This is a genomic window from Providencia sp. SP181, assembly GCF_050446505.1.
In the GTDB taxonomy this organism is placed as follows: Bacteria; Pseudomonadota; Gammaproteobacteria; order Enterobacterales; family Enterobacteriaceae; genus Providencia; species Providencia vermicola.
In genome coordinates, this window is the sequence record NZ_JBBPXM010000005.1 from 117,340 (window position 1) to 143,774 (window position 26,435).

General features: G+C 41.2%; 26 protein-coding genes. 25 read left to right on the forward strand and 1 reads right to left on the reverse strand.

What is annotated here, in order from left to right:
* The first annotated feature begins 283 nt into the window (after positions 1-283).
* The 25 genes from AABS66_RS10370 (at position 284) to AABS66_RS10490 (ending at position 25,050) form a co-directional block, all read left to right on the forward strand.
* On the forward strand, positions 284-913 hold the full coding sequence (locus tag AABS66_RS10370; RefSeq protein WP_206084686.1) for a fumarylacetoacetate hydrolase family protein: 630 nt from the start codon (positions 284-286) through the stop codon (positions 911-913).
* Positions 913-1,692, forward strand: coding sequence for a fumarylacetoacetate hydrolase family protein (locus AABS66_RS10375; protein WP_206084685.1), 780 nt, complete (start codon positions 913-915; stop codon positions 1,690-1,692). The genes AABS66_RS10370 and AABS66_RS10375 overlap by 1 nt, the downstream gene beginning before the upstream one ends.
* Positions 1,692-3,158 carry a 5-carboxymethyl-2-hydroxymuconate semialdehyde dehydrogenase gene (hpaE, locus tag AABS66_RS10380; protein WP_206084684.1) on the forward strand — a complete coding sequence of 489 codons (1,467 nt, stop codon included), beginning with the start codon at positions 1,692-1,694 and terminating at the stop codon, positions 3,156-3,158. Before AABS66_RS10375 ends, hpaE begins: the two co-directional genes overlap by 1 nt.
* A 217-nt stretch (positions 3,159-3,375) precedes the next feature.
* Positions 3,376-4,257 carry a 3,4-dihydroxyphenylacetate 2,3-dioxygenase gene (gene hpaD, locus AABS66_RS10385; protein WP_206084683.1) on the forward strand — a complete coding sequence of 294 codons (882 nt, stop codon included), beginning with the start codon at positions 3,376-3,378 and terminating at the stop codon, positions 4,255-4,257.
* Positions 4,258-4,266: 9 nt separating this feature from the next.
* Entirely contained in the window at positions 4,267-4,650 is a 384-nt protein-coding gene (locus tag AABS66_RS10390) for a 5-carboxymethyl-2-hydroxymuconate Delta-isomerase (RefSeq protein ID WP_272539027.1), read from the forward strand.
* Positions 4,651-4,677: 27 nt separating this feature from the next.
* Complete coding sequence (locus AABS66_RS10395) at positions 4,678-5,904, forward strand: Bcr/CflA family multidrug efflux MFS transporter (protein WP_272574232.1); 1,227 nt, start codon at positions 4,678-4,680, stop codon at positions 5,902-5,904.
* Complete coding sequence (locus AABS66_RS10400) at positions 5,901-7,364, forward strand: NAD-dependent succinate-semialdehyde dehydrogenase (RefSeq protein ID WP_272574231.1); 1,464 nt, start codon at positions 5,901-5,903, stop codon at positions 7,362-7,364. The genes AABS66_RS10395 and AABS66_RS10400 overlap by 4 nt, the downstream gene beginning before the upstream one ends.
* 174 nt (positions 7,365-7,538) lie before the next feature.
* Positions 7,539-8,342, forward strand: coding sequence for a 2-oxo-hept-4-ene-1,7-dioate hydratase (gene hpaH / locus AABS66_RS10405; protein WP_206084680.1), 804 nt, complete (start codon positions 7,539-7,541; stop codon positions 8,340-8,342).
* 10 nt (positions 8,343-8,352) lie between these two features.
* On the forward strand, positions 8,353-9,159 hold the full coding sequence (hpaI, locus tag AABS66_RS10410; RefSeq protein WP_206084679.1) for a 4-hydroxy-2-oxoheptanedioate aldolase: 807 nt from the start codon (positions 8,353-8,355) through the stop codon (positions 9,157-9,159).
* Between the two features lie 160 nt (positions 9,160-9,319).
* Entirely contained in the window at positions 9,320-10,687 is a 1,368-nt protein-coding gene (gene hpaX, locus AABS66_RS10415) for a 4-hydroxyphenylacetate permease (protein ID WP_272516356.1), read from the forward strand.
* Positions 10,688-10,924: 237 nt separating this feature from the next.
* The gene (gene hpaA / locus AABS66_RS10420) at positions 10,925-11,806 is read left to right on the forward strand and encodes a 4-hydroxyphenylacetate catabolism regulatory protein HpaA (protein WP_349415752.1); all 882 of its coding nucleotides are present in this window, start codon (positions 10,925-10,927) and stop codon (positions 11,804-11,806) included.
* A gap of 476 nt (positions 11,807-12,282) precedes the next feature.
* Positions 12,283-13,845, forward strand: coding sequence for a 4-hydroxyphenylacetate 3-monooxygenase, oxygenase component (hpaB, locus tag AABS66_RS10425; protein ID WP_206084676.1), 1,563 nt, complete (start codon positions 12,283-12,285; stop codon positions 13,843-13,845).
* 19 nt (positions 13,846-13,864) lie between these two features.
* Positions 13,865-14,383, forward strand: a complete 519-nt coding sequence (gene hpaC, locus AABS66_RS10430) for a 4-hydroxyphenylacetate 3-monooxygenase, reductase component (protein ID WP_272539023.1) — start codon at positions 13,865-13,867, stop codon at positions 14,381-14,383.
* Positions 14,384-14,619: 236 nt separating this feature from the next.
* Positions 14,620-15,441, forward strand: a complete 822-nt coding sequence (locus AABS66_RS10435; protein ID WP_430224899.1) for a winged helix-turn-helix domain-containing protein — start codon at positions 14,620-14,622, stop codon at positions 15,439-15,441.
* Positions 15,431-15,913, forward strand: coding sequence for a hypothetical protein (locus AABS66_RS10440; RefSeq protein ID WP_430224900.1), 483 nt, complete (start codon positions 15,431-15,433; stop codon positions 15,911-15,913). The genes AABS66_RS10435 and AABS66_RS10440 overlap by 11 nt, the downstream gene beginning before the upstream one ends.
* A 466-nt stretch (positions 15,914-16,379) precedes the next feature.
* Positions 16,380-16,931, forward strand: coding sequence for a fimbrial protein (locus AABS66_RS10445; RefSeq protein WP_206084672.1), 552 nt, complete (start codon positions 16,380-16,382; stop codon positions 16,929-16,931).
* A 44-nt stretch (positions 16,932-16,975) separates the two neighbouring features.
* Complete coding sequence (locus AABS66_RS10450) at positions 16,976-17,545, forward strand: fimbrial protein (protein WP_206084671.1); 570 nt, start codon at positions 16,976-16,978, stop codon at positions 17,543-17,545.
* Positions 17,546-17,579: 34 nt separating this feature from the next.
* The gene (locus tag AABS66_RS10455; RefSeq protein ID WP_206084670.1) at positions 17,580-20,069 is read left to right on the forward strand and encodes a fimbria/pilus outer membrane usher protein; all 2,490 of its coding nucleotides are present in this window, start codon (positions 17,580-17,582) and stop codon (positions 20,067-20,069) included.
* A gap of 13 nt (positions 20,070-20,082) precedes the next feature.
* A complete protein-coding gene (locus tag AABS66_RS10460) occupies positions 20,083-20,811 on the forward strand; it encodes a fimbrial biogenesis chaperone (RefSeq protein WP_206084669.1) in 729 nt (242 codons plus the stop codon).
* A gap of 27 nt (positions 20,812-20,838) precedes the next feature.
* On the forward strand, positions 20,839-21,189 hold the full coding sequence (locus AABS66_RS10465; protein WP_430224901.1) for a hypothetical protein: 351 nt from the start codon (positions 20,839-20,841) through the stop codon (positions 21,187-21,189).
* Positions 21,182-21,709: a fimbrial protein gene (locus AABS66_RS10470; protein ID WP_206084667.1), complete on the forward strand. Its 528-nt coding sequence runs from the start codon at positions 21,182-21,184 to the stop codon at positions 21,707-21,709. Before AABS66_RS10465 ends, AABS66_RS10470 begins: the two co-directional genes overlap by 8 nt.
* Positions 21,710-21,720: 11 nt before the next feature.
* A complete protein-coding gene (locus AABS66_RS10475) occupies positions 21,721-22,230 on the forward strand; it encodes a fimbrial protein (protein ID WP_206084666.1) in 510 nt (169 codons plus the stop codon).
* Positions 22,231-22,244: 14 nt separating this feature from the next.
* Positions 22,245-23,300, forward strand: a complete 1,056-nt coding sequence (locus AABS66_RS10480) for an adhesin (RefSeq protein WP_430224902.1) — start codon at positions 22,245-22,247, stop codon at positions 23,298-23,300.
* A gap of 152 nt (positions 23,301-23,452) precedes the next feature.
* On the forward strand, positions 23,453-24,721 hold the full coding sequence (locus AABS66_RS10485; protein WP_430224903.1) for an O-antigen ligase domain-containing protein: 1,269 nt from the start codon (positions 23,453-23,455) through the stop codon (positions 24,719-24,721).
* 65 nt (positions 24,722-24,786) lie between these two features.
* Positions 24,787-25,050, forward strand: a complete 264-nt coding sequence (locus AABS66_RS10490) for a helix-turn-helix domain-containing protein (RefSeq protein ID WP_272539016.1) — start codon at positions 24,787-24,789, stop codon at positions 25,048-25,050.
* Between the two features lie 92 nt (positions 25,051-25,142).
* Here AABS66_RS10490 and AABS66_RS10495 read toward each other — a convergent pair whose 3' ends face one another.
* Complete coding sequence (locus AABS66_RS10495; RefSeq protein WP_430224904.1) at positions 25,143-26,420, reverse strand: glycosyltransferase; 1,278 nt, start codon at positions 26,418-26,420, stop codon at positions 25,143-25,145.
* Positions 26,421-26,435: the final 15 nt, after the last annotated feature.

Genomic DNA, 26,435 nt, shown 5'->3' on the forward strand with positions numbered 1-26,435 from the left:
GAGTAGCACGCTCAAATAACAATCTCAAAGAAAAACCCTAAAATATTAATGAGTAAATAATTTTTTAATTACCATTAAAGTTAAATAATTGTAATTAAAAAAAAGTTGAAAAAATAATAAAATATTTAATAACAATAACTTACATATTGGCAGTTGCATTTTGTTAATGCGATCACAATTAAAATTAACATTTCCATAAAGGTATTGCTAATTTCAAAATTATACTTTATTAATATGTTAATAATTACTCGAAAGTTGAATTCTTTTCATTAAGGAGTTGTCAATGAAAGGCACAGTATTTGCCGTTGCCCTCAATCATCAAAGCCAACTTAGCCATTGGCTCGAGGCATTCCAGCAAGCCCCTTATAAAACCCCACCCAAAACCCCAGTGTGGTTTATTAAGCCGCGCAATACGCGCATCAATTCTGGCGAGCAAATTTTGCACCCTGCGGGCGAAGAAGTGCAAAGTGGAGCAACCCTTGCACTGGTGATTGGCCAAGATGCACGCAAAGTCAGCAAAGCGAATGCAATGAAATTTATTGCTGGATTTGCTCTCGCGAATGAAGTGAGCCTGCCGGAAGACACCTTCTACCGCCCTGCTATCAAAGCAAAATGCCGTGATACTTTCTGCCCAATTGGTGAGATGGTGAAAACGTCACTAAATGCCCCTGTTGATATCATCACTCAAGTGAATGGCAAAGAAGTCGACCGTTGGTCAACAAAAGATTTAATCCGTGATGCCAGTGAGCTAGTTGCTGCCCTCAGTGATTTCGCCACCTTAAAACAAGGCGATGTGATCCTGATGGGAACCCCACAACAACGCATCACTATCAAACCAGGTGATGAAGTGGTGGTTCAAGCAGAAGGCTTCCCAAGTCTGAAAAACACGGTTGTCGCGGCAGGAGGAAAATAATGTCTACTATCACTAAACGCGCAAAAATCCTTTTTAAAGGGACAGAATATGCCGTCACTGTTGGCGATAACGAAGCCATCACATTACCAAACGGGAATGTTGTTGCTGGGGATTCATCTGATGTGACGTGGTTACCCCCTGCGCAAGGTACCCTATTCGCCCTTGGTTTGAACTACGCTGACCATGCCGCAGAGTTAGAATTTAAGCCACCTGAAGAACCATTAATTTTCTTAAAAGCAGAAAGTAGCTTAACAGGCCACCGTCAAGTTTCTGTACGCCCAGACAATGTTGAATATATGCATTATGAGTCTGAGTTAGTGGTGGTGATTGGCAAAACGGCTCACAAGGTTTCAAGAGAAGATGCGATGGATTATGTCGCGGGTTATACCGTGTGTAATGACTACGCGATCCGCGACTATTTGGAAAATTACTATCGCCCCAATCTGCGTGTTAAGAGCCGCGATACATTGACACCTATTGGCCCTTGGATTGTTGATAAAGATGCAGTGAAAGACCCGCATAACCTTGCGCTTTATACCTATGTGAATGGGGAATTACGCCAAAAAGGCACCACGGCTGATTTAATTTTCGATATTCCATTTTTAATTGCTTACCTCAGTGACTTTATGACACTGCAACCAGGCGACATGATCGCCACAGGCACGCCGAAAGGGCTGTCAGATGTGGTACCAGGTGACGAAGTCATTGTTGAAGTTGAAGGCGTTGGCCGACTGGTTAACACCATTATCAGCGAAAAAGACTATGAGGAACGAGTGTAATGACTAAGATTAATCATTGGATCAACGGTAAGAACGTTGCCAGCAAAGAGTATTTCCAAACGACGAACCCAGCTACGGGTGAAGTACTCGCTGAAGTCGCCTCTGGCGGTCAAGACGAAATCAACCAAGCCGTTGCCGCCGCGAAAGACGCGTTTCCAAAATGGGCTAACACGCCAATGAAAGAACGTGCTCGCTTAATGCGCCGTTTAGGTGAATTGATCGACGAAAACGTACCGCAAATTGCAGAAATGGAAACCAAAGATACGGGTTTGCCAATTCACCAAACCAAAAATGTGTTGATCCCACGCGCTTCACACAACTTTGAATTCTTTGCTGAAATTTGCCAACAAATGAACGGCCGCACCTATCCCGTTGACGACAAAATGATGAACTACACCCTGATACAACCCGTCGGTGTGTGTGGATTAATCTCTCCGTGGAACGTACCGTTTATGACGGCAACATGGAAAACGGCACCCTGTTTAGCACTGGGTAATACTGCCGTGCTGAAAATGTCTGAACTGTCTCCGCTATCTGCAAACCGTTTAGGGGAGTTAGCGCTTGAAGCAGGAATTCCTGCAGGCGTCCTGAACGTAGTACAAGGTTATGGTGCAACGGCAGGTGATGCACTGGTGAAACATCACGATGTGCGCGCAGTTTCATTCACCGGTGGTACAGCAACAGGCCGTGCCATTATGCAAAACGCAGGGCTGAAAAAATATTCAATGGAATTAGGGGGTAAATCTCCAGTCCTGATTTTTGAAGATGCTGATATTGAGCGCGCAATGGATGCGGCGCTGTTTACTATTTTCTCTATTAATGGTGAACGTTGCACCGCGGGCTCACGTATTTTCATTCAAGAAAGCATTTATCCTGAGTTTGTAAAACGTTTTGCTGAACGCGCAAACCGTCTGATCGTTGGTGACCCGAACGATCCGAAAACACAAGTCGGTGCATTGATCAGCCAACAGCACTGGAACAAAGTGTCTGGTTATATCCGCATCGGCATGGAAGAAGGCGCAACTCTGTTAGCGGGTGGCCCAGATAAACCAACTGATCTACCTGATCACCTGAAAAATGGTCATTTCTTGCGCCCAACCGTTCTGGCTGATGTGGATAACCGTATGCGCGTTGCACAAGAAGAGATCTTCGGGCCCGTAGCTTGTTTGATCCCATTCAAGACTGAAGAAGATGGTCTACGTATGGCGAACGATGTGGAGTACGGCCTGGCTTCGTATATTTGGACGCAAGATGTCAGCAAAATTCTGCGTTTATCTCGCAGCATCGAGGCAGGTATGGTGTTTGTTAACACCCAAAACGTCCGTGACCTGCGCCAACCATTCGGCGGTGTAAAAGCCTCTGGTGTTGGCCGTGAAGGTGGCGAGTACAGCTTTGAAGTGTTCGCCGAAATGAAGAACGTGTGTATCTCCTATGGAGACCACAACATCCCACGCTGGGGTGTGTAATAAAAAGCAAAATTATTCCGTAGCAAGCTACACCATTTTTTATTCTAAGTAATTTTGAATCAATGATAATTAATTCAGCTACTTATTCTAAATAATTCGCGGTGTAGCTAGGCGACAAACAAGCTAATCCCTAGGAGCATACATAAGTATGTGACTAGGGTTAGCGCGAGCGGTCAACAACGCTACAACGTGAAGTATGACGAATAAGGGGAAGAAAATGGGTAAGTTGGCACTAGCTGCAAAAATAACACACGTCCCATCCATGTACCTATCTGAACTACCAGGTAAAAACCATGGGTGCCGCCAAGCCGCTATCGATGGCCATAAAGAAATTAGCCGTCGCTGCCGTGAATTAGGCGTGGATACCATTATTGTTTTTGACACTCACTGGTTAGTCAACAGCGCGTATCACATCAACTGTGCCGATCATTTCAAAGGTATTTATACTAGTAATGAACTTCCACATTTCATTCGCGATATGGAATATGAATATGATGGCAACTCTGCCTTAGGCCAGATGATAGGTGAAGAGGCGCGTAAGCTCGGTGTTCGTGCTCAAGCACATGAAATTCCAAGCTTAACTCTCGAATATGCAACCTTAGTTCCAATGCGCTATATGAATAGCGATCGCCACTTCAAAGTCATTTCAATCTCTGCATTTTGTACGTCACATAGCTTTGAAGACAGCCGCAAGTTAGGCGAAGCCGTCCTCACTGCCATTGAAAAATACGATGGTACGGTGGCGGTATTAGCCAGTGGCTCGTTATCACACCGCTTTATCGATGACCAAAAAGCGGAAGATGGCATGAATAGCTACACCCGTGAATTTGATGAGCAAATGGACAAGCGTGTCGTCAAATTATGGCGTGAAGGCCGTTTTCAAGAGTTCTGCAAAATGCTGCCTGAATACGCGGACTACTGCTACGGCGAAGGCCATATGCATGACACAGTTATGTTGCTTGGCATGTTAGGTTGGGACAAATATTCAGAGAACGTAGAAATCTTAACCGATTTATTCGCCAGCTCAGGTACAGGGCAGCTCAATGCGGTTTTCCCACTACCAAGCTATATCACTGACAAGCAAACTGAAACTGCGTAAGGAATTGTTATGCCACATTTTTATGCAGAATGTACCGAAAATATCCGTGAAGAGGCTAAGCTTCCCGAATTATTTGCCAAAGTAAATGAAGCCCTTGCGGGTACAGGTATTTTTCCATTGGGCGGCATTCGTAGCCGTGCAATTTGGTTAGATACATGGCAAATGGCGGATGGTAAACATGACTATGCTTTCGTGCATATGACGCTAAAAATTGGTGCAGGTCGTTCCCTCGAAGACAGGCAAAAAACAGGGGAAATGCTTTTCGACCTAATCAAGGCGCATTTTGCAGATTTAACGGCAAAGCGCCTATTAGCGCTGTCATTTACCATGGAAGAGCTTGACCCCATATTGAACTACAAACAAAACAACGTTCACGCTTTATTCAAAGCGTAATCGTTGAGCGAAGAAAGCGAGGGCACGATGGTCAAAAATTTCGATAAACACATCCCACACTGGCTGATCCCATTATTAGGATCATTGGTGGCATTTGGGCCATTGTCTATCGATATGTATCTTCCTGCCCTGCCTCAAATGGGGACAGCTCTACAGGCAACACAAGGACAAATGCAGTATACCCTTGGAGCATTCTTTGCGGGTTTCTGTGTGGGCATGCTGTTTTATGGCCCACTCAGTGACCTACTGGGTCGCCGAAAAATGTTGTTAAGCGGGCTGGCTATTTTTACCGTGGCAAGCTTGTTATGTGCTCAAGCGACTAATGCCAATACCTTGATTATTTTCAGAGCATTACAAGCGTTTGGTAGCGGTGCTGCAATTGTCATGGCAAGGGCAATCGCGCGGGATGTTTACCCTGCAAATGAATTACCCAAAGTGCTGTCATTGATGACCTTAGTCACCATGATTGCGCCTTTGCTAGCGCCCCTACTGGGCGGTTTTTTGTTGATTCATTTTCAGTGGCAGGCAATTTTTTATCTGTTGGCGTTAGTTGGTCTAGTTTCGGTGAGTACAATTTTCCTTCTGTTGCCCGAAACGTTAGTCCACCAGCGCTCGTCAGAGAATTTACTTTGTGTGGCGTTTAAAAACTACACGCAGGTGCTCACAGACCGAGAAGCACTGAGTATTATCGGCACCATGGCCTTCTCTTTTGCAGGAATGTTTGCCTTTATCAGTGGTTCACCGTTTGTGTACATCAACTATTTTGGGGTATCTGAACAGCATTATGGTTTGTTGTTCGGCTGCAATATTTTGGGGATGATTGTGATGTTATTGCTAAATGTGAAACTGCTAAAAATTTACAGTTTAACACGCATACTCACCATGCAAAGTGGCTTTCAATTAGCATTTGGTCTGCTTTTGCTACTTTTTTACCAACAAAATCTCCCCATAATTGTTATTCTTGTGGTGCTGTTCCTATCGATGGTCAACGCTATCGGCACCAACAGTTTGTCACTGTTACTGCAACATCGCGGCAAAATTGCTGGCAGTGCAAGCGCACTTGCGATTTCAATTCAATTTGCGTTGGCGGCACTGGCGAGCGTTGCAGTTTCTGTCTTACAGGATGAATCCCCTTTTGCTATGGCACTTGTGATGGCGATTTGTGCTGGATTAAGTTTTACGAGCCAACGTTTATCGGCTAAAAACATCCGACCACAAATTCAATCCGTGTCTTCGGAGAAAAACGAAAAATGAGCATAAACACCAATTCTACATTATTCCGCCAACAGGCTTATATCAACGGTCAATGGGTTGATGCCCAAGATAAAAGCGTATTTGATGTGACCAACCCTGCGGATAACACGGTGATTGCCAAAGTCAGCAATGTGGGCGCAGTAGAAACCCAACGCGCTATCGAAGCGGCCGAAAAAGCCTTGCCAGCTTGGCGGGCAAAAACTGCCAAAGAGCGTAGCCAAATCTTAAATAAATGGTTCCGTTTAATGATGGATAACCAAAAAGAGTTAGCGCAACTGCTAAGCGCAGAGCAAGGCAAATCGATGACAGAATCGATGGGTGAAATTGCTTACGGTGCTAGCTTTATTGAGTGGTTTGCTGAAGAAGGTAAGCGTGTTTACGGTGAAAGCATTCCGTCCCCATTACCAGGTCGCCGCCTTGTAACCATCAAACAACCTGTGGGCGTTGTCGCAGCCATCACACCATGGAACTTCCCGAATGCGATGATCACGCGCAAAGTGGGCCCAGCCCTTGCGGCAGGCTGTACGATGGTGCTGAAACCTGCGGCTGAAACGCCACTGTCAGCCCTCGCTCTAGCGGTTCTTGGTGAAGAGGCTGGTATTCCTGCTGGGGTATTTAATATTGTTCCAGGGACTGACGCGCAGGCTATTGGTGGCGTTATGACATCAAGCCCAATTGTGCGTAAGCTGACATTCACTGGCTCAACCCGTGTTGGTAAATTATTGATGGAACAGTGTGCCAACACCGTGAAAAAAATGTCATTAGAACTTGGTGGTAACGCACCGTTTATCGTATTTGATGACGCTGATCTAGACGCCGCAGTTCAAGGTGCTTTAGCCGCGAAATTCCGTAATAGCGGCCAAACTTGCGTATGTGCAAACCGCATTTTAGTGCAAGAGGGTGTCTATGATGAGTTTGCAGCTCGCTTAGCCAAAGCGGTTAATGCACTCAAAATTGGCCCTGCAACACAAGCCGACTCCCAACAAGGCCCTCTCATTAACCAAGCTGCGGTTGATAAGGTAACTGAGCACATTGCAGATGCTGTTTCTCATGGGGCAAAAGTGGTTGCTGGCGGTAAAGCAGCAAGTTTAGGTGGCTTGTTCTTTGAACCTACTGTTATCACTGGCGTAACAAAATCCATGAAAGTCGCCAAAGAAGAAACCTTTGGCCCGCTAGCACCACTATTTAAATTCCGTGATGAAGAAGACGCTATCGCTCTTGCCAATGATACTGAATTTGGCTTGGCATCTTATTTCTATTCACGGGATATCGGCCGTATCTATCGCGTTGCTGAAGCATTAGAAAGCGGCATGGTGGGTATCAACGAAGGCATTATTTCGAATGAAGTCGCCCCATTTGGTGGCATTAAACAGTCTGGACTGGGGCGTGAAGGTTCGCGCTACGGCATTGAAGATTATCTGGAAGTGAAATACCTCTGCTTTGGCGGTCTTTCTAACTAGTTAATTAGCAGACTATTTTTCAATAAATTGCAGATAAAACCTAAGCTCGAAGTATAACTTGAACGGATGATTTTAAATCCAAATTGTTAGCTCTAAATAATTCGAGTGAGAACAAGGCAGTTAATGCAGTTCTCACTCGAAGCATGACGAGCTGAGGTACAAAAGGAAAATAAGATGTTACAGAAAGACATAATCTTGCAAATAGCGCAGCGTCTAAATCAAGCGGAAAAAAGCGGTGAGCAGATCCGCCAGATTTCTTTAGATCACCCTGAAATGACGATCGACGATGCTTATGCCGTTCAAAAAGAATGGGTTGGGTTAAAAATCGCTGAAGGGCGCGTGCTCAAAGGCCATAAAATTGGGCTGACATCAAAAGCGATGCAGGCCAGCTCACAAATTGATGAGCCAGATTACGGTGCGCTACTTGATGATATGTTTTTTGATGACGGCTGTGACATCCCAACCGACCGCTTTATTGTACCGCGCATTGAAGTTGAACTCGCGTTCGTTTTAGCAAAACCACTGCGTGGGCCAAACTGCACTATTTTTGATGTTTATAACGCCACAGACTACGTGATCCCCGCGCTTGAGCTGATCGATGCCCGTTGCCATAACAATGATCCTGAAACTAATCGCCCACGTAAAGTGTTCGATACTATCTCAGATAACGCCGCAAACGCCGCGGTCATTTTAGGCGGACGCCCAATTAAACCACGCGATTTAGATATGCGTTGGATCAGCGCCCTGCTTTATCGCAATGGTGTCATTGAAGAATCTGGCGTTGCGGCAGCAGTGCTGAATCACCCTGCCAATGGCGTTGCATGGTTAGCCAATAAATTGGCGCCACATAATGTTCAACTTGAACCCGGCCAGATCATTCTTGGCGGGTCCTTTACCCGCCCAGTTCCCGCACGTAAAGGCGATGTGTTCCACGTCGATTACGGCAACATGGGTTCTATAAGCTGCCGTTTTGTATAAGGAAATTATAATGGACATCTTAGAAAATAAATTCAAAAAAGCGCTAAAAAGTGGCCAACCTCAAATTGGTTTATGGCTGGGTTTATGCAGCCCGTATAGTGCCGAGTTGTTAGCGGGTGCTGGCTTTGACTGGCTACTGATCGACGGAGAGCATGCACCAAATAATGTACAGACAACATTATCGCAATTGCAAGCGATCGCCCCTTATTCATCGCAACCCGTTGTGCGTCCACCATGGAATGATCCTGTGATCATTAAACAACTGTTAGATATTGGCGCACAAACTTTGTTGCTGCCAATGGTACAAAATGCCGAACAAGCGAAGCAAGCAGTACGCGCAACACGCTACCCACCCGCAGGGATCCGCGGTGTTGGCAGTGCACTAGCACGTGCATCTCGCTGGAATCGAGTCCCTGATTACCTCACTCGTGCCAACGATGAAATGTGCGTGATCGTGCAGGTCGAAACCCGCGAAGCAATGAATAACCTGCCAGAGATCTTAAAAGTAGAAGGCGTCGATGGTGTATTTATCGGTCCAGCTGATCTCAGTGCAGACATGGGCTTTTCGGGAAATCCTAACCACCCTGAAGTCAAAGCCGTGATAGAAAAAGCGATTGTACAAATTCGTGCTGCGGGTCTCGCCCCTGGCATCTTAATGGCAGCCCCTGAGGTTGCTGAACATTATCTGAAACTCGGCGCACTGTTTGTCGCTGTCGGCGTTGATACTACGCTGCTAGCACGTACCGCCGAAGCCCTTGCCGCAAAATTTGGCAAAACGGTCTCGGAAGTGACATCCAGCACACCTAGTGTTTACTAACTAAACCTGCTTATTTAGATAACTTTTTACCCTACAGACAAACGGCTTATCTAAACGAGTGAAATATTAAAATCGCAATAAAGGGCAGACACCACCATGACTGCCTCATCGTCCCTTGTACCTATAATAATTTTCAGAAGAAAGAATTGAGGGCCCTACAATGAGTAATCAACAACTTGCAAGCACTAACCCTGCTGAACAACATAAAAATTTAACTGAGCCGCAGCAGCGGGTCATTAATAAATTATTCAAACGGCTGATCGTCTTTTTATTCGTGCTGTTTGTTTTCTCTTTCCTAGACCGTATTAACATTGGCTTTGCGGGTCTCACCATGGGGAAAGACATCGGCCTGACCTCAACCATGTTTGGTTTAGCTGCCACCTTGTTCTATGCCACCTACGTTATTTTTGGTATTCCAAGTAATATTATGTTGGGGATTGTTGGTGCGCGTCGCTGGATAGCCACCATCATGGTACTTTGGGGGATTGCTTCAACGGCAACCATGTTTGCCACAGGGCCAACAAGTTTGTACGTTCTGCGAATGTTAGTGGGTATCGCTGAAGCGGGCTTCTTGCCAGGGATTCTGGTGTATCTAACTTATTGGTTTCCAGCCTATTTCCGTGCTCGTGCTAATGCCTTATTTATGATTGCGATGCCAGTCACCATGGCGTTCGGATCCCTAGCTTCTGGTTATATTTTAGGGATGGATGGCATTTTAGACCTAAAAGGCTGGCAATGGTTGTTCCTGCTTGAAGGCTTCCCTTCCGTGATTTTAGGTGTGTTAGTTTGGTTCTACCTTGATGATTCACCGAAGAAAGCCAAATGGCTGACGCAAGAAGATAAAGACACACTGCAAGAAATGATGGATAAAGACCAGCTGGAACTCGTGCAGCCACAAGGGTCAAAAAGCCACAGTGCCCTGCAAAATACCAGTTTGTGGAAAGAGATTTTCACCCCTGTTATCTTGATGTATACCGTCGCTTATTTCTGTTTAACCAACACGTTAAGCGCGATTAATATCTGGACGCCACAAATCATGCAGAGCTTCAACCAAGGCAGTAGTAATGCCATGATTGGGCTACTTACCGCTATCCCACAATTCTGTACGATTTTGGGGATGATTTACTGGAGCCGCCGTTCAGATAGATTGCAAGAACGGAAGATGCACACCGCCCTACCGTATTTATTTGCTGCCGCGGGTTGGGTTCTCGCTGCAATGACTAGCCACCCAATTATTCAGCTGATTGGTATCATTATGGCATCAACGGGTTCATTCACCGCGATGGCGGTATTCTGGACAACGCCAGACCAATCGATCAGTTTACGTGCTCGCGCCATCGGTATTGCGGTTATCAACGCAACGGGTAATATAGGTTCTGCCGTCAGCCCACTATTGATTGGTTGGTTAAAAGACCAAACGGGTAGTTTTAACTCAGGTTTGTATTTTGTGGCTGGCCTGCTGGTGGTCGGCGCGCTGTTAGTCATTGCTATCCCAATGAAAAACTCAAGGCCAAGGGCAACACCTTAAAATTTTAATGATTCGAATGTTTTGAATGTTTTGAATGTTTTAATAATTTATGCTGCATAATAATTATTAAAGGGTGTCAGTAATATATTTGTATCCAAACTGCTACAAGCCGAAAATTTTGGAATGCCCAAAATAGTTCGGCTTGTAGCTAGGCGGCAAACGACGATATCTCGGGGAGCATACATAAGTATGTGACCCGAGTAGCGGAGTGTAGCCAACAACGCTACAGGTCGAAATATGAAGGGCATGATTACAAATATAGATATTAGTACTGATTACGACGAAACCCAAGGCACCAACGACGTCCACTACCAAACCTTCGGCAACATGGCTGCCTTTTTTGGTCGTGATATGCAGGCGCATCGCCATGATGGTTTCTTCCAGTTGCATTATTTGGTCACTGGCCACATTACCTTGCAGCTTGACGAATTACGCTATTCTGTCCAGGCACCGTTGTTTATTTTAACTCCCCCTTCTGTCGCCCATGCCTTTTTTACTCAAGAAGACACGGACGGGCATGTACTGACTGTGCGACAAGATCTTATCATGCCACTGCTTGAGTCTCTTTATCCTGCTCATCCTGATTTAGTGGATATTCCTGCTATTTGCTTATCTGTTGCCGATAAGCTCGATGATATTGATACTTTCAATCATTACTGGGCATTGATGGCGCGTGAATCAGCAAATAACAATGTAGGGAAACATCAGGCTTTATCCTCTTTGGCGCAAGCACTTTTTACTTTTCTACTACGGTCAATCCCATTAGATGGGCACCCGACTAGCGGTGTTCGAGGGGAGCATCGCCTATTCCAACGGTTTAACCAATTAATTGACTTACATTATCATGAGCACCTTGCCGTACCTGAATATGCACAAAAACTTGGCGTAACAGAATCGCGCCTCAAAGATATGTGCCGCCGATTTGCTAATCGGCCGCCAAAAAGACTCATTTTTGACCGTATTCTACGTGAGGCCAAGCGTTTGCTTATTTTTTCGGACAGCCCTGTTTCTGAAATTGCCTACCAACTCGGGTTTAAAGACCCAGCCTACTTCGCTCGCTTTTTTAACCGACTCGTCGGCAGCTCGCCGAGCACTTGGCGTGAACAAAATATCCATTAAGCGATCAAATATTTCCCTTTCACTTGAAAAGTTTCATTGCCGTTGAACAATTCAGCGGCAATAAATTTTATTTTACATTTTAAAAACATTTTTATCTCTTATCAATTTTGTTTTAACTTACTTAAACAAGGTTGTCCAGAATAACAAAAAGTGAAATTAAAGGACAAAAATTAGACATGTGAATAAAGTAAAATAACTTATTGTTAATATATAAATAAACCTCAATATTATGATGTTTAGATTATTTTAATTAAAAATAATGATTACATTAACATTAAAATATCGATAGGATCACATTTCTTTTATAAACTTCCCATACCAACGAAAAGTACCAGTAAACCTTTCTAAAGTCTCTTTAAAATTGTCTCAGAAAGCGATTCAATTAATAAACACAAAACAAACATAAAATTAACATATTCGCTTGCACCTTTGTCCCCTATCAATGCAAGCCCTCATTGTGAGATAACGAGGTAGACATGAAACCAGAAGATTTTCGCTCAGATGCTAAACGCCCTTTTAATAGCCAAGAATACCTAAAAAGCCTACAAGATGGCCGTGAAATTTATATTTATGGCGAACGCGTAAAAGATGTCACCACTCACCCTGCTTTTCGTAATTCAGCGGCTTCTATAGGACAGTTATATGATGCGCTCCATGATAAAACGACTCATGACCAGCTTTGCTGGAACACCGACACAGGTAATGGTGGATACACGCACAAGTTCTTCCGTTTCGCGAAAAGTGCAGACGAATTACGCCAACAACGTGATGCAATCGCAGATTGGTCACGCCAGAGCTACGGATGGATGGGACGCACTCCAGACTATAAGGCGGCATTCGCCAGCTGTTTAGGCGCAAACCCTGAATATTACGGCCAATTTGCGGATAACGCGCGCAACTGGTACAAACGCATTCAAGAAAGCGGCTTATACTTTAACCATGCGATTGTTAACCCACCAATTGATCGCCATAAGCCCGCAGATGAAGTGAAAGATGTTTATATTAAACTCGAAAAAGAAACTGATGCAGGGATTATCGTCAGCGGTGCAAAAGTGGTTGCGACCAACTCAGCCTTAACACACTATAACTTTATCGGTTTTGGTTCTGCGCAAGTGATGGGCGATAACCCTGACTTTGCACTGATGTTTGTTGCACCAATGGATGCCGACGGTGTGAAATTAATCTCTCGCGCCTCTTATGAATTAGTGGCTGGCGCAACTGGCGCACCATTTGATTACCCACTTTCCAGCCGTTTCGATGAAAATGATGCCATCTTAGTGATGGATCATGTGTTAATTCCATGGGAAAACGTCTTGATTTACCGTGACTTTGACCGTGCTCGTAATTGGGCTGTACAAGGTGGGTTCGCACGTTTATTCCCATTACAAGCTTGTGTCCGCTTGGCCGTTAAATTAGACTTCATTACCGGATTGTTACAAAAAAGTTTAGAATGTACAGGTGTTATTGATTTCCGTGGTGTACAGGCTGATTTAGGTGAAGTGGTCGCGTGGCGTAACCTGTTCTGGTCATTGACTGATGCAATGACATCAGAAGCGAAAGCTTGGGAAGGCGGGGCATTCCTACCAGATACCCAAGCTATCCAGACATACCGTGTTATGGCACCTATGGCCTACACCAAAATTAAAAATATCATTGAAAGTAACGTAACGAGTGGGCTGATCTACTTGCCATCCAGCGTTCGTGATATGAATAATCCAGAAATTGATAGGTACTTAGCTAAATATGTACGCGGTTCAAACGGAATGGATCACGTCGAACGTATTAAGATCCTCAAACTCATGTGGGATGCAATTGGTAGTGAGTTTGGTGGTCGCCATGAACTGTATGAAATTAACTACGCAGGAAGCCAAGACGAAATTCGTCTGCAATGTCTGCGTCATGCACAAGGTTCTGGCAACATGAAAGCCATGACAGATATGGTTGATCGCTGCTTATCAGATTACGATCAACACGGATGGAAACGTCCACACCTGTATAACAATAATGATATTAATCAGTTAGATTCGCTGCTGAAGTAATCAGTAGCAGGAGGTCAATATGTCTTTAGAAAATGAACATCGCCTGCGTTTCAGAGATGCGATGGCTAGTCTCGGTGCAGCAGTGAACATAGTCACCACGGATGGTACTGAAGGTCGCTGTGGAATTACAGCAACTGCAGTCTGTTCAGTTACGGATACGCCACCAACTTTGATGGTATGTGTCAACCGCAACAGTGCAATGAATGCGGTATTTCAAAAGAATGGCCGCCTGTGTGTGAATGTGCTAAGCCATGACCAAGAAGAATTAGCGTGCCATTTTGCGGGAATGAAAGGTTCCACAATGGAAGAGCGTTTTAACTGGAATGTGTGGGATAACGGTATTTTACAGCAACCATTACTGAAAAATGCCCTCGCTAATCTTGAAGGCGAAATCACGCAAGTTCAGGACATTGGTACGCACTCTGTCTACATGGTTGAAATGAAACAAATCATTGTAAATGACACAGGGCATGGGTTAGTTTACTTTAAACGTAAATTCCACCCTGTTATGCATCAAATCCTTGAGCCAACAGCTTAACGGATAATCTAATACATCAAAGCCCCCTAACCGGGGCTTTTTTATTTAATTAAATATTAACGTTGCCATTTAACCCCATTAAATTTAACTTATTTTAACCGGTAATTTACTCTATTTTTTCCACTTTAAATAATATAATAAATTACTCTAATTCAGTTTAATTGACATATCCCGAATTACGGGTATAAACTGACACCATACAGTTGTATTCCACTATAAATAAAACCCATCCTAAAATGAAATATTTAATTAATCAGCATGTTACCTATGACAGCAATCAGGGGCTGTTGTATACGAGTCACGTTGACGACGCAATTAAGCTGACGACAACGTTAAATCGTTTACTTTTAGTATTAGCACAAAATAACGGAGAAGTTTTAGATAGGGAAACTTTATTACGTCGTGTATGGGAAGAACATAACCAAGTTGTTTCTGACAATAATTTAAATAGCAGTATTTCTGTTTTGCGCCGCCATTTATCATCTTTTTTTGATGAAGAAATTATTTCAACTATTCCAAAAGTAGGAATAAAATTTTCAGCTAATTTAACCTTTGAAATAAGCGACGAACAGCCTGAAGAAACTATTTCAGAAATCCCCTCCCTCTTATCTCCATCGACTGAGTCTTCTTTAGAAATAGATGAAGAAAACGAAATAAATGCCAAAACCCCCGTTAAAAAAGCTTATATTTTAAATAATCGCTACCTAGAAATAACACTGATTGCCGTTATTATCTTTTGTTTGCTTTATTTGTTTAAAAGCTACTTTTTTGCTAGCCGTACTGAATACCCAGAAGTCGGTCAAATTGATCAGTGCTCAATTCGTTATATAAACAGTTACCATAAGGCAGATACTCGCTCAATGAGTTTTGCTGTACTAAAAGATAGGCTAAAAAGTTTAAATATTGATTGCAAGAAACCCGCTACTATTTTTTACTATAATGTGGGTATTGTCACTAAAAATAAAAATTTCAATGATGACTATTTATTTTTATCTTACTGCCCAAATACTGCAAAAGGTGATGCAACAATAAGTTGTGAGAATTTTTATGTCAAATAACAAACCTGCGCGCTTTATTTTTTTACTCTTCACGGCCATCATTTTGGTTTTAATTAGTTTATATACTTACATTAAAATTAGCACACCTATTATACCTGATTGTCGCGCAACTTTGAAAATTGACATTTCAGACGATCGCCCTAGCTTAAGCGGCTATTACCTACTGAGTGTCATTCCAAGTGCGGATAATGATCACCTGCATTCTTTTATCATGACGGGAGAAGTTAAATTTAATAATAAAAAATACATTATCTCCCGAAAACTGCTTATTGAGTATAAACGGCAAGGCAGTCATTTTTTTTCTCAGGTAAAAAATATTTACATTGACCCGAGCGACCAGGCTGGCGATGACGTTTATATACGAGGCCTCCCGCAGCTTAACCAAATTTACTTCACTAGAGTAAAACGGTTAAACGATAAAAATTATATTTTTGAAGAAAATTACTCGCCAATGTTTATTTGTACAATCTAATCACTGTTAGTAACCCTCAAAAAAACAACAAAATGCATCAGATATTCTAATATCTGATGCATTTTTTTTGTATTTTAAAAAATTCATACATTGAAACATATTAAAACACCTTAAAATCACAAAAATTAATTATTTACTTCAATATTAATGAAGCATAAAAATATTAAAACTCATTAAAACACAATAACAACAGAGAATAAACGTTCATATTAGATTAAAAATTAAGAATTTTATTTCGCTATACACTCGGTAAGGGTAATATAGCTCTCGTCGAATAGACTGATATTCAAATATCATTTCCTGATATGAAAGTACGAATGGATACAGGTTTATAAAAGGCCCAATTTTTCTTTTATATATAACCAGTTACATCCCAATGATGGGTAAGTAAATCAATTCCTATAATGCCCGCTAGTAAAGAGGCTTCATTATGGAAATTGTTAATTTTTCTCTTAAGGATTTTAGTATGAAATTAAATAAATTATCTGTTGCTGTTTTATTTGCTGCGTCAACACTGTCTACCTCTGTATTAGCAAGTGGCAACTCAGGCGAATTACATTTCAGCGGCCAAGTTGTTAATGCGCCATGTAATATTGAATCTGAAAGCACTAAACAAGAAGTTCCTTTTGGTCAACTTTCTCGCGCATCTTTAGAAGCAGGTAATGCAGCTGAAAAAGATATCGCGATTAAAATCAAAGACTGTAATTTCGATGAATTCAGTAAAGATAAAGATGATAACTGGGTTGCAGTTAAAGATATCAAAATTACCTTTGGTGGTAAAAACTATGTGGGTACTAACAAAGAATTCTTAGGTACTACAGGTTCTGCAACAAACATCGGTGTTCAGATTAAAGACTTTAAATTTGATGAAGCTAAATCTGTGATGAACCAAATTCGTAATAAACAAGGTGAAAACGTTTTAGAATTTACTGCATTAGCTAAACGTGTTGATGGTGCTGTTGCAGTCACTGAAGGTGAATTTAGCTCTATTGCTGATTTTAAAATCACATACGAGTAATTTTTTAAGGGAGGATTTTATTCCTCCCTATAAAAAGGTTCATTATGAAAAAAAATATTTATATATTAACCACCTTATTATTGAGCTCTATTAATTCTTATGCAATAGATTCTAATTTAGGACATGTACAAGATGGGCTTCGTGGTGAGGCGGTAATGCAAGGCTATATTGTTGCTGCCCCCTGCTCTATTGAAACAGATAGCCAGTATCAGTATATCAATTACGACTATATATCTAACTTTAGTATTAATGAAATAGAAGATAGAAAAATAACGCGTAAGCCATTTTATATAAAATTGAATAACTGTATTAGCGAATATGACAATAATAACCACAAAGGCATTAAAATTCGCTTCTTTGCCCCGCAAGATATATATAGCAATGCAATAAAGCTTTCAGGACCTAAGCCTGGTGTTGTTCTATATATTTACGATAGTAATGACAACTTATTAATGCCAAATAAACTTTATTCTATATCTAATAACTACATTTATTTTGATCATAAAAGTAAAGAAAGCTATTTGAAATATGAAACAGAATTAGGCACAAGTAATAATGAAATTACGCCTGGGGATTATTTTACCACTATTAAATTCAACGTTACTTACGATTAATAAATAAACACATAATTAATTCGATGAAAAAATCATGGTTAGACTTAATATTTATTCCTACATTATTGTGACGTCTTTTTTATCTTCTATTTCTTCAATAGCCTATGCTGTCGAGTTTAATACGGATATGTTAGATACCGAAGACACACAGAATATCGATTTTAGCCAGTTTTCTCAGGCCGGATTTATTATGCCTGGCACTTACCATTTAACACTCAAAGTCAATAATGAGAGTATGGGAAGTGCACAAGATATCACAGTAATCGCACCGCAATCTCAAGAAAATAATTTATTCGATACGGTTTGTATTCCTTTCAATATTTTGGATCGCTTAGGATTAACGCCTGATGCAATCAAATTAGTTCAATATCGTGATAATGGAAAATGCTTGGATTTGTCCGCACTTGAGGGGGCAACGCTGAATGTTGATTTATCCACATTAACGCTCTCAATTTTAATTCCACAAAGCTATTTAGAATACACTGATCCAAGTTGGGTTCCTCCTTCCCGTTGGGAGGAAGGTGTTAATGGCTTTTTATTAGATTACAACCTCACAGGTTCTTTAACGCGTAGAAACTCAGGCTCTCGAGAGTCATATATTTCAGCCAATGGAACAACAGGCCTTAATTTTGGTGCATGGCGCTTACGGGGTGATTACCAAGCCAATTACCGTAAATCCACGGGGAGCTTTGAGAACCAATATAGCGATGCTTCGTTTAGCCGCTTATTCGCATATCGTTCAATTAAATCAATAGCATCTATTTTAACTCTAGGTGAAAACTACTTTTACTCTGCTATTTTTGACTCCTGGCAGTACACCGGTATTTCTCTTGAAACCGATGAAAACATGATGCCGCCAAAGTTAACAGGTTATGCCCCTGAAATTATTGGTATTGCCCAGACTAATGCCACCGTTATTGTCAAAAGCCATAACCGCATTGTGTTAGAAACAACGGTGCCTGCGGGACCATTTCGTATTCAAACTCTGGATAGCTCCATTCGTGGAACGCTCGATGTCACCGTGCGTGAAGAAAACGGTGAAGAACAACAATTTAGTATCACCACTGCAGCGTTACCTTACCTAACTCGGCCAGGGCAAATTCGTTATAAATTTGCTGCGGGGAAACCGCGCTTTAATGGCCGAGAACTCGAAGGTGATTTAACCGCATCAGGCGAATTATCCTATGGGTTAAATAACCTGTGGTCTATCTATGGTGGTTCAGTTTTATCAAAAAATTACCAAGCTTTTTCAGCAGGTTTTGGCCGTGACTTATTTACATTCGGTAGCCTTTCATTTGATGCCACCCAGTCGCATGCGCAGTTGATTGATAAAACCTTAACAGGACGAAGCTACCGTCTCAGTTATTCAAAATCGTTTGACGAAGCCAGAACCGACATTACGTTCGCAGGGTACCGTTTCTCTGATGAAACTTACCGTTCATTGCAACAAACCTTGGACGAACGCCGTACTGGCAATGAATCCCAAGCGCAAAAAGAAAGCTACCAAGTGAATATCAACAAATATTTTGACGATTTCTCTTTGGGTGGCAACTACCAATACAACACATATTGGAATAGTGAAACTGAGGAACAGTACAGCTTATACCTGAGTACCCTATTAAATTGGGCGGCGCTAGGGCTGAAAAACGTTAACCTCACCGCATCTGCAACCCGTTCAAAAAGAGCAGGCTATCAAGATGATGCGATCAGCTTATATTTTACGATCCCATTATCCCAAGGCAGTAGCTTTAGCTTTTCTGAAGGCTACACACGGGATCAAAATGGCAAGCACAGCTCAACCCACAATGTGGGCTACAGCGGATATAGCGAACAACGCAGCTATAACCTGAATGTGGGTTACCAAACTGGAAATAATCAAGATGATCAAACTAGCTTTAGCGGGTATTTAAGCCAAAACCTCCCTTATGCCTCGATTTCAGGGAATGCCAGCTATGTGCCGAATGAATACCACAGCGTGGGTGGCTCAATTAATGGCGGCATTACCTTAATTAAAGAAGGGATTGCTATGCACCAAGCAGCCTATGGGGGCACACGCCTCGTAGTAGAAACTCCAGGCGCCGCTAACGTACCACTCAGTGGTGGGGTATACAAAACCAACCACTTCGGCCTTGCTGTATTACCGAATGTAAGCAGTTATCGGAAAACTAGCGCATCAATTAATACCAGTAAGTTACCAAAAGACGTCGAAGCGTTAGAGACCGTCACTGATGCCACGTTAACCCGTGGAGCCATTGGCTATCGCAGCCTGAATGTTATTCAAGGTGAAAAAACTTTTGCACGTTTAAAACTTACCGATAACAGCTATCCACCATTTGGTGCCAGCGTGCGCAATAGCAGCAATATTGAGCTAGGCATTGTCGGTGAACAGGGCATTACGTGGATTGTCGGTATCCGCGCCAAGGAATTATTAAATATCTATTGGGGAAACAAACTTCAGTGCAGTGCACAGGTTCCTGACGTGATTAGCCCTCAGGACGTTTACCCTACTATCATTTGTCGTTAATAAGAGAATTGAAATGAAATTGAACCGCCACTTTTTACTTTTAACCACAGCCTTTACGCTCACGGTAAGCGTCTTGAGTACCGCTCAAGCCGCCGTCACGCTTGATCGTACTCGTATTATTTTCGATGGTAATCAACCCTCTATCAACATAACCATCCGCAATGACAACCCTGAACTGCCTTACTTGGCGCAGTCATGGTTAGAAAATGCGTCTGAGCAAAAGCTCGAAACAGGCCCAATTATTGCCACGCCGCCCATTCAGCGTATGGAGCCAAAATCCACCAGTTTAGTTCGTTTAAGTACTGCACCTGATATTGTGAAATTGCCGCAAGACAGAGAATCCCTGTTTTATTACAACTTGCGCGAAATTCCACCTAAATCATCAGAGGCTGGTGTGTTGCAAATTGCGTTACAAAGCCGCGTAAAACTGTTTTATCGCCCAGAAAGTATTGTGGCGCAAAGTAAAACAGATTGGGCAAAACACGTCACGCTAACGCCTGCAGCAACGGGCTATACATTAAATAATCCAACACCTTTTTATTTAACCGTTATAGGCATTGGAAACAGCCAAAAGCAATCTGAAGAGAGTGATTTTGAGGCTATCATGGTGCCACCAAAATCGAATCAAATTATTAAATCAGCCAAATTTTCAACACCTTACCTGACATACATTAATGATTACGGCGGAAAGCCATCACTGGCATTCAAGTGCCAAGTATCACAGTGCAGTGTGACTGAATAATGCGTCAAAATAGAAAGGAGCATAACGATGAAATTACGTTACTTAGCGCTATGGGCTTTTGCGGCACCTATTTTTGCGCAGTCCACTGCACCAGTCACTACGGGCACAGTCTATGTCAACGCACGTATTGTCACTGCTCCTTGTCTACCTAAGATTTCATTAAAATTAAATGAAACCACGTTACTAGCACAAACTTATCAATTAGAAATGAATTTTTCCCATTGTAATCAATTAGCAAAACGACACGCTTGGGTCCCTTTTACTTTGAAGTTGGGTGCAGAAAAGCATGTGTTAGCGCAACCCTTGCACAATAACACATTTTTGTTATCTATCCCTGCCAATAACACAGCACAACGTCTGGAAATAAATTATGACTAAGTACTCAATATTATTATTTAGCCTTTTATTCCTAACGGCGAATAGCAGTTTTGCCAACAGCCTAACGGTTTATTTTGAAGGTGTATTAGTGCCTTTAGGTTGTCGCCTCAGTGATGATGATGCGCAGAAAAAAGTCTACCTGTCTGGGTTACGCTTTTCATCCCTCGAAACACTAGGGCGCTCTGAAATGCAGCCCTTTAAATTGGATATCGTGGATTGTTCAGCGATGGCATTAAATAAAACCATCAAAATCACCTTAAATACCCAAAATACAGAAGCCCATAATGGTATTAACTACCTAAAAACAACGGGTGAATCCAATGTGTTATTAGCGCTTACGGATAGCAATGGCAAAGAGCTCGACCTAAATACAAAAATAGACGTCAGTACTGTCACTGAATCAGGAAAAGGGTCAATTAATACTCTTTCATTTGGTGTGTATGCACAAAAACCCTTTAATGCGCGTTTAACAACAGGCGGCTTTTCTTCAACCGTGACGTTCAACCTTGATTATCAATAGGGAGAATTAGAATGAAACTGACACGTTTTATATTTCCTTTAGTCGGGCTATTTATTTCCTTTGGTACCCAAGCCGATATCTTGCTGTCACTGTCTGCCAAGTTAGTGCGACCGCCTTGTGTGTTAACCGCGGAAAATAGCGAGAAAGAACTATTTATCAATTTTAGAGAAGTTGCACTCGATAGGTTAACCGAAGAAAAACAATCGTTTGGCATTTTGATTAAGCAATGTGAGCTTCGTAAAAATTTACAGGTTTATCTTTCTCCGAGAGAAGGCAATACCCTAACTGTCAATAACGAAACGGTGCTGGCCACCTCAATTAATGGGCTGGGTATTCGTTTTTCAGAAGAAAATAAAAGCACGGCGCTGAACTTGAATAAATGGGAAAGGATCGCCCCTACCATCAGTGGTGATACAGGGAAAATCGTTATTCAGTCGCAACTTGTGACTAATCAAGCCCTAGAAAACCTTACCGCAGGGCCATTTACCGCGGCTTTATCTGTAATGGTTGATTACCTGTAATATTGAGAAAACTTATGAAAAAGTTAAAAATTTATTCACAATTACTGTTATTGCTACCACTGTGTTTAAGCAGCCTACAAGCACAAGCAACCCGCTATGCAGGCACTGGTGGTGGCTATAAAATGAGTTTAATTTCGAACAATTCGGTTGTGGCAACAACCCCAACTATTGGCACAGATAACAATAAATATTATTTAATTGCGCCACCAAATAGTACAGGGATTGTTATTAATGAAACAACGTCACAACCTTTTGGCCAAGTTAAATGCACAGTTAATTTCCTCGAAGGAAACTACAGTTCAGGACTTGCTTGGAGTTATGCTTATCACCGCGTATTTGCATATATGCCAGAAGCGGGGTTTTCACTTAAAGGACTAACGGCCTATAAAATCAACTCAAATACTTTTTTTACGCTTTATTCTGATAACGGCATTACTAGCGGGTGGCGAAATATTCCTGGGCGTGGGTGCTCAAATGAAGAAATGGGACCATTAGCGACCTCTTTCTTTACTGTGCATTTTCCGTTTGAAGTGAGGGTTTACGTTAAAGAAATCCCCGTCGATGGCAAAATTGTGATTCCTGATGCGATGATTGCAGGCTATACCCGTTTATTCCAAGACTATGGCACGCCAACTCTTTACGTACCAGCAGATAAAGCCAGTGTAAAATTAGACCTCGCAACATCGGTGGTTAATTACCCATCAAATTGCCGTTCTAATATTGATAATTTAAATATTGACCATAAAACACTGGATGCCTTTGAGTTTAATAGTAAGGAAACACGCACAGTCACCTATACCTGTGAACGAGTTCAGCCTGTAAAAGTGAAATTAAAATTAGATTACGCAACTGACACCGACCCAGAAAAACGCGTTCCACTAAAATCAGGCAATAATACAATTTACTCTGAAGTCACGCTTTATGATGAGCAAACCAACCAAAGTGGGAAAGAAATTGAAACCACTATTGATAAGGTCAAAAATATTCGCATTGAAAGTCAGCTTTCAGGTTCAGACGCTGAACCTGGAGACTACAAAGGCAATGCTTGGTTAATCGCTACCTTTATTTAATACCGTGGTAATGCACTATGATTATGATATCTCGCTCATTATTTATTGGTATATTTATTATTTGGCATTTAGCCAGCCTAATTTATATTGATAGTTTAGGGAGTTTACGCCAATCACTCCCGCAAAACATCATTAGTTGGCTTGCTATTGCCATGTTGATTTCAACTGTTTCATTTACTGTTTTTTATCGCAAAAATAGAATTGTTATTACCGTACCTGCGATTTGTTTTTTTATTGCATTAATTTTTTTAGCACTGGGTTTAGCTTATTCAACAGAAATAGATAGTGATTTAATTTTTTGGTACTGGTCCGGTATTACCATTGGTGTATTATTTTATATCACTGGGCTACAAATAAAAGATAGGTGGCGGGTACAATCATTTTGTATTTATTGCAATATTGTATTTTCAGCCATTCAAGCATTTTTGACGGGCTACCAATTTTTTACTCAACCGGATATTTTCTATTTTGCAAGCGATATGCGGTCAAATGGCTTATCGCAACAAATTAATATATTGTCAGTGAGTGTAACTGCATCATGCTTACTCGCGATGATGACACTTATCTTGCCGCAATTTGCCTTAGCAAATCCTAAATATGAGAAAATGAGGGCGATTGCCTTAGGCTGCTCAATTTTTTTATTTACTTTAACTCTCGTAACACTTCAGTCCGTCACGACATGGTTAAGTTTTATTGTGGCAATTTTCATATTCATTTGTTTTTTCTATAAAAAAAATCAGCTTAGAGTGATTGCTAGCTACTTTATCATGGCTGTAGCTATGTTTATTGGTATTTACCTCATTAAATTATGCCCTCAGTTTATCAATACTGAGGTGATTAATCAGTTTCATTTAAAACAAATGCTACGATTTTCGATTACTCTCTTTTTGGAGCAACCCGATGATATATGGGATCCTTCGTTAATCCCTAAGGATAGTTATGGCAGAACACCATTACCCTTTTTAAGTCCAGAACAATACATCGTTCCACATTCACATAATGAAATTTTTCTTTGGATTATGAAAGGTAGCCATATTAACTTGGTTTTTATGTCTCTACTGATAACAGGGAGTATTTACGTTATTTTCCAATCTTTTATTAAATACAAAAAAAATGGCAATGGTTATTCATTAGCGATGATCATTGCTATATTCCCTATTGTGATCCACAACAATGTTGAATACCCTTTTCTTTTATCGGTATTACATTGGGGTATTATAATATTATTTTTATCTTTTTCTGACTCAGCATTTTCACTAAAAGAACAATCACTTTTTTATATTAACAAAAATTTATCCGCCTTATTCAGTATTATGATATCAATTATTGGGCTTAGTGTTTTTATTGCGGGAATGGTTTTATTTAATGGCGATGATTACATTCACTCCAATAACAATATCGAATTAACAAACCTTAAATAATTATTTAGTTTACACCAATAGTTTCACACTAATTTGATTCATTATTATTTGATTAGAGCTACATTATGACAAAATACCATACAGATATTTCAAATTCTTATATTGGGCAAAAAATGCGCAGACGTCGTTTACAAATGGGTTTAACCGGCGACAATTTAGGTCAAAAATCGGGTTTAAGTCAACAGCAAATATCCCGTTACGAGCGCGGCGTACAAAATTTTACCATTCGTCGACTTTGTATATTCGCCAATATCCTGCAATGTGATTTAAACTATTTTCTTGAACAAGAGAATAATGAAACTATAGCAAATATAGATAAATTTTATTAGCTAATAACTAATAGAGATAACTTAGTTTGTCGTTTTATAAAATTAAGTTATCTCTCTAACATTATGAATGAGTTTTTATAGTCACTTAATTATTAATATAAAAGCTTATTGATATAATGTAGTGCTAATTCTAAAGTATTATACTGCTGATTCGCCTCTTGCATAATTTTTGCTTGTTGATGCCATAATGGCGTTGATAACATCTCAGTGACCACATTTAATATTTGTTCATCACTCGGCATATCTGTTTGCAAACTAATTCCACAACGAGACCTAAGGACTCGGGCTATCGCTTCTAATTTACCATCGCCTATCCCAGCCATTATCATTGGAACACCATGGCGTATGGCAGATGTCACAGAACCATACCCTCCATTAGTAATTAAGATTGATGCTTTGGGTAGCCAGTCTTCAAAATTAATACAATCAACAAGATAAGCGTTATCGGGAAGTGGAACCTCTGACAAATCAACCTTACGCCCCCCTGTAATAGCTAATACACGTACAGGTAAGTTTGCTAATGCCCTCAGCGTTGGCCTGAGTAATTGGTTAAAATCAACATTCGCTAATGTGCCTTGTGTCACGATAATTAAAGGCTGGTTTTCGTTTTTCCAATTAATTTGTATATGATCTTCTCTCGCTTTTATCGCTAATGACCCAATAAATTTAACGTGACTCGGTAAACTTGTATCAAAAAATTCAAATACTGATGTTGCAAGCTGCAAATAACAATCTACACCGCATATCAATGCTTCATTTTGATCTGTTTTCAATGGTAACCCGCCTGCTGCTGTCACCATCTGAGAAAATTTCTCTCTAACACTTTCAATTAATAAATGTATTTCTTCATTAATTAGCTGCTCTCGTGTAATTTCTGCCGGTAATATTTCAGGGGGTATTCTAGCGCCCCAAAACACACTATCGACAGAGGGCCAAGCTAATGGCGTTACCCCAATAGCCACAACAGGTATGCGCTTAACAAGCGCTTGTTGCAACAATGGTAAAGCAGCATAAAAGGTATTATCGATAACTAATAAGTTAGCTTGTTTTTCTTGAATTAATTGCATTAATTGCTTTGATAAGACTGGAATAGGTTGTGCAAAAAATTGTATTAAGCCTTGTGCCATTTGGGTATTACCTGCGGGATATAAGCCCCGTTCAGGAAAATGATGTTCTAAATCACGATGGTCTATATCGACCATACTGTCAAAACAAACAAAGTTTGCCCCGCTCGCCTCCACTTGTTGCCGAAAAAAAGACCCCGTAAAAATAGTAATTTCATTTCCTTGGCCAATAAGCCCTTTCGCTAAAGTTAAAAGCGGGTATACGTGTCCTGGCGTCGCAATCGCCGCTAATATTATCTGTGGCATAAGTGATTACCGAAT

Coding starts and splice junctions, on each gene's coding strand:
- hpaI (WP_206084679.1), top strand. CDS start 8,353: ATGGACATCTTAGAAAATAAATTCAAAAAAGCGCTAAAAAGTGGCCAA.
- hpaH (WP_206084680.1), top strand. CDS start 7,539: ATGTTACAGAAAGACATAATCTTGCAAATAGCGCAGCGTCTAAATCAA.
- hpaB (WP_206084676.1), top strand. CDS start 12,283: ATGAAACCAGAAGATTTTCGCTCAGATGCTAAACGCCCTTTTAATAGC.
- AABS66_RS10475 (WP_206084666.1), top strand. CDS start 21,721: ATGAAACTGACACGTTTTATATTTCCTTTAGTCGGGCTATTTATTTCC.
- AABS66_RS10395 (WP_272574232.1), top strand. CDS start 4,678: ATGGTCAAAAATTTCGATAAACACATCCCACACTGGCTGATCCCATTA.
- hpaD (WP_206084683.1), top strand. CDS start 3,376: ATGGGTAAGTTGGCACTAGCTGCAAAAATAACACACGTCCCATCCATG.
- hpaC (WP_272539023.1), top strand. CDS start 13,865: ATGTCTTTAGAAAATGAACATCGCCTGCGTTTCAGAGATGCGATGGCT.
- AABS66_RS10390 (WP_272539027.1), top strand. CDS start 4,267: ATGCCACATTTTTATGCAGAATGTACCGAAAATATCCGTGAAGAGGCT.
- AABS66_RS10490 (WP_272539016.1), top strand. CDS start 24,787: ATGACAAAATACCATACAGATATTTCAAATTCTTATATTGGGCAAAAA.
- AABS66_RS10445 (WP_206084672.1), top strand. CDS start 16,380: ATGAAATTAAATAAATTATCTGTTGCTGTTTTATTTGCTGCGTCAACA.
- AABS66_RS10400 (WP_272574231.1), top strand. CDS start 5,901: ATGAGCATAAACACCAATTCTACATTATTCCGCCAACAGGCTTATATC.
- AABS66_RS10450 (WP_206084671.1), top strand. CDS start 16,976: ATGAAAAAAAATATTTATATATTAACCACCTTATTATTGAGCTCTATT.
- AABS66_RS10470 (WP_206084667.1), top strand. CDS start 21,182: ATGACTAAGTACTCAATATTATTATTTAGCCTTTTATTCCTAACGGCG.
- hpaE (WP_206084684.1), top strand. CDS start 1,692: ATGACTAAGATTAATCATTGGATCAACGGTAAGAACGTTGCCAGCAAA.
- AABS66_RS10375 (WP_206084685.1), top strand. CDS start 913: ATGTCTACTATCACTAAACGCGCAAAAATCCTTTTTAAAGGGACAGAA.
- hpaX (WP_272516356.1), top strand. CDS start 9,320: ATGAGTAATCAACAACTTGCAAGCACTAACCCTGCTGAACAACATAAA.
- AABS66_RS10485 (WP_430224903.1), top strand. CDS start 23,453: ATGTTGATTTCAACTGTTTCATTTACTGTTTTTTATCGCAAAAATAGA.
- AABS66_RS10455 (WP_206084670.1), top strand. CDS start 17,580: ATGGTTAGACTTAATATTTATTCCTACATTATTGTGACGTCTTTTTTA.
- AABS66_RS10465 (WP_430224901.1), top strand. CDS start 20,839: ATGAAATTACGTTACTTAGCGCTATGGGCTTTTGCGGCACCTATTTTT.
- AABS66_RS10495 (WP_430224904.1), bottom strand. CDS start 26,420: ATGCCACAGATAATATTAGCGGCGATTGCGACGCCAGGACACGTATAC.
- AABS66_RS10370 (WP_206084686.1), top strand. CDS start 284: ATGAAAGGCACAGTATTTGCCGTTGCCCTCAATCATCAAAGCCAACTT.
- AABS66_RS10435 (WP_430224899.1), top strand. CDS start 14,620: ATGAAATATTTAATTAATCAGCATGTTACCTATGACAGCAATCAGGGG.
- AABS66_RS10440 (WP_430224900.1), top strand. CDS start 15,431: ATGTCAAATAACAAACCTGCGCGCTTTATTTTTTTACTCTTCACGGCC.
- AABS66_RS10480 (WP_430224902.1), top strand. CDS start 22,245: ATGAAAAAGTTAAAAATTTATTCACAATTACTGTTATTGCTACCACTG.
- hpaA (WP_349415752.1), top strand. CDS start 10,925: ATGAAGGGCATGATTACAAATATAGATATTAGTACTGATTACGACGAA.
- AABS66_RS10460 (WP_206084669.1), top strand. CDS start 20,083: ATGAAATTGAACCGCCACTTTTTACTTTTAACCACAGCCTTTACGCTC.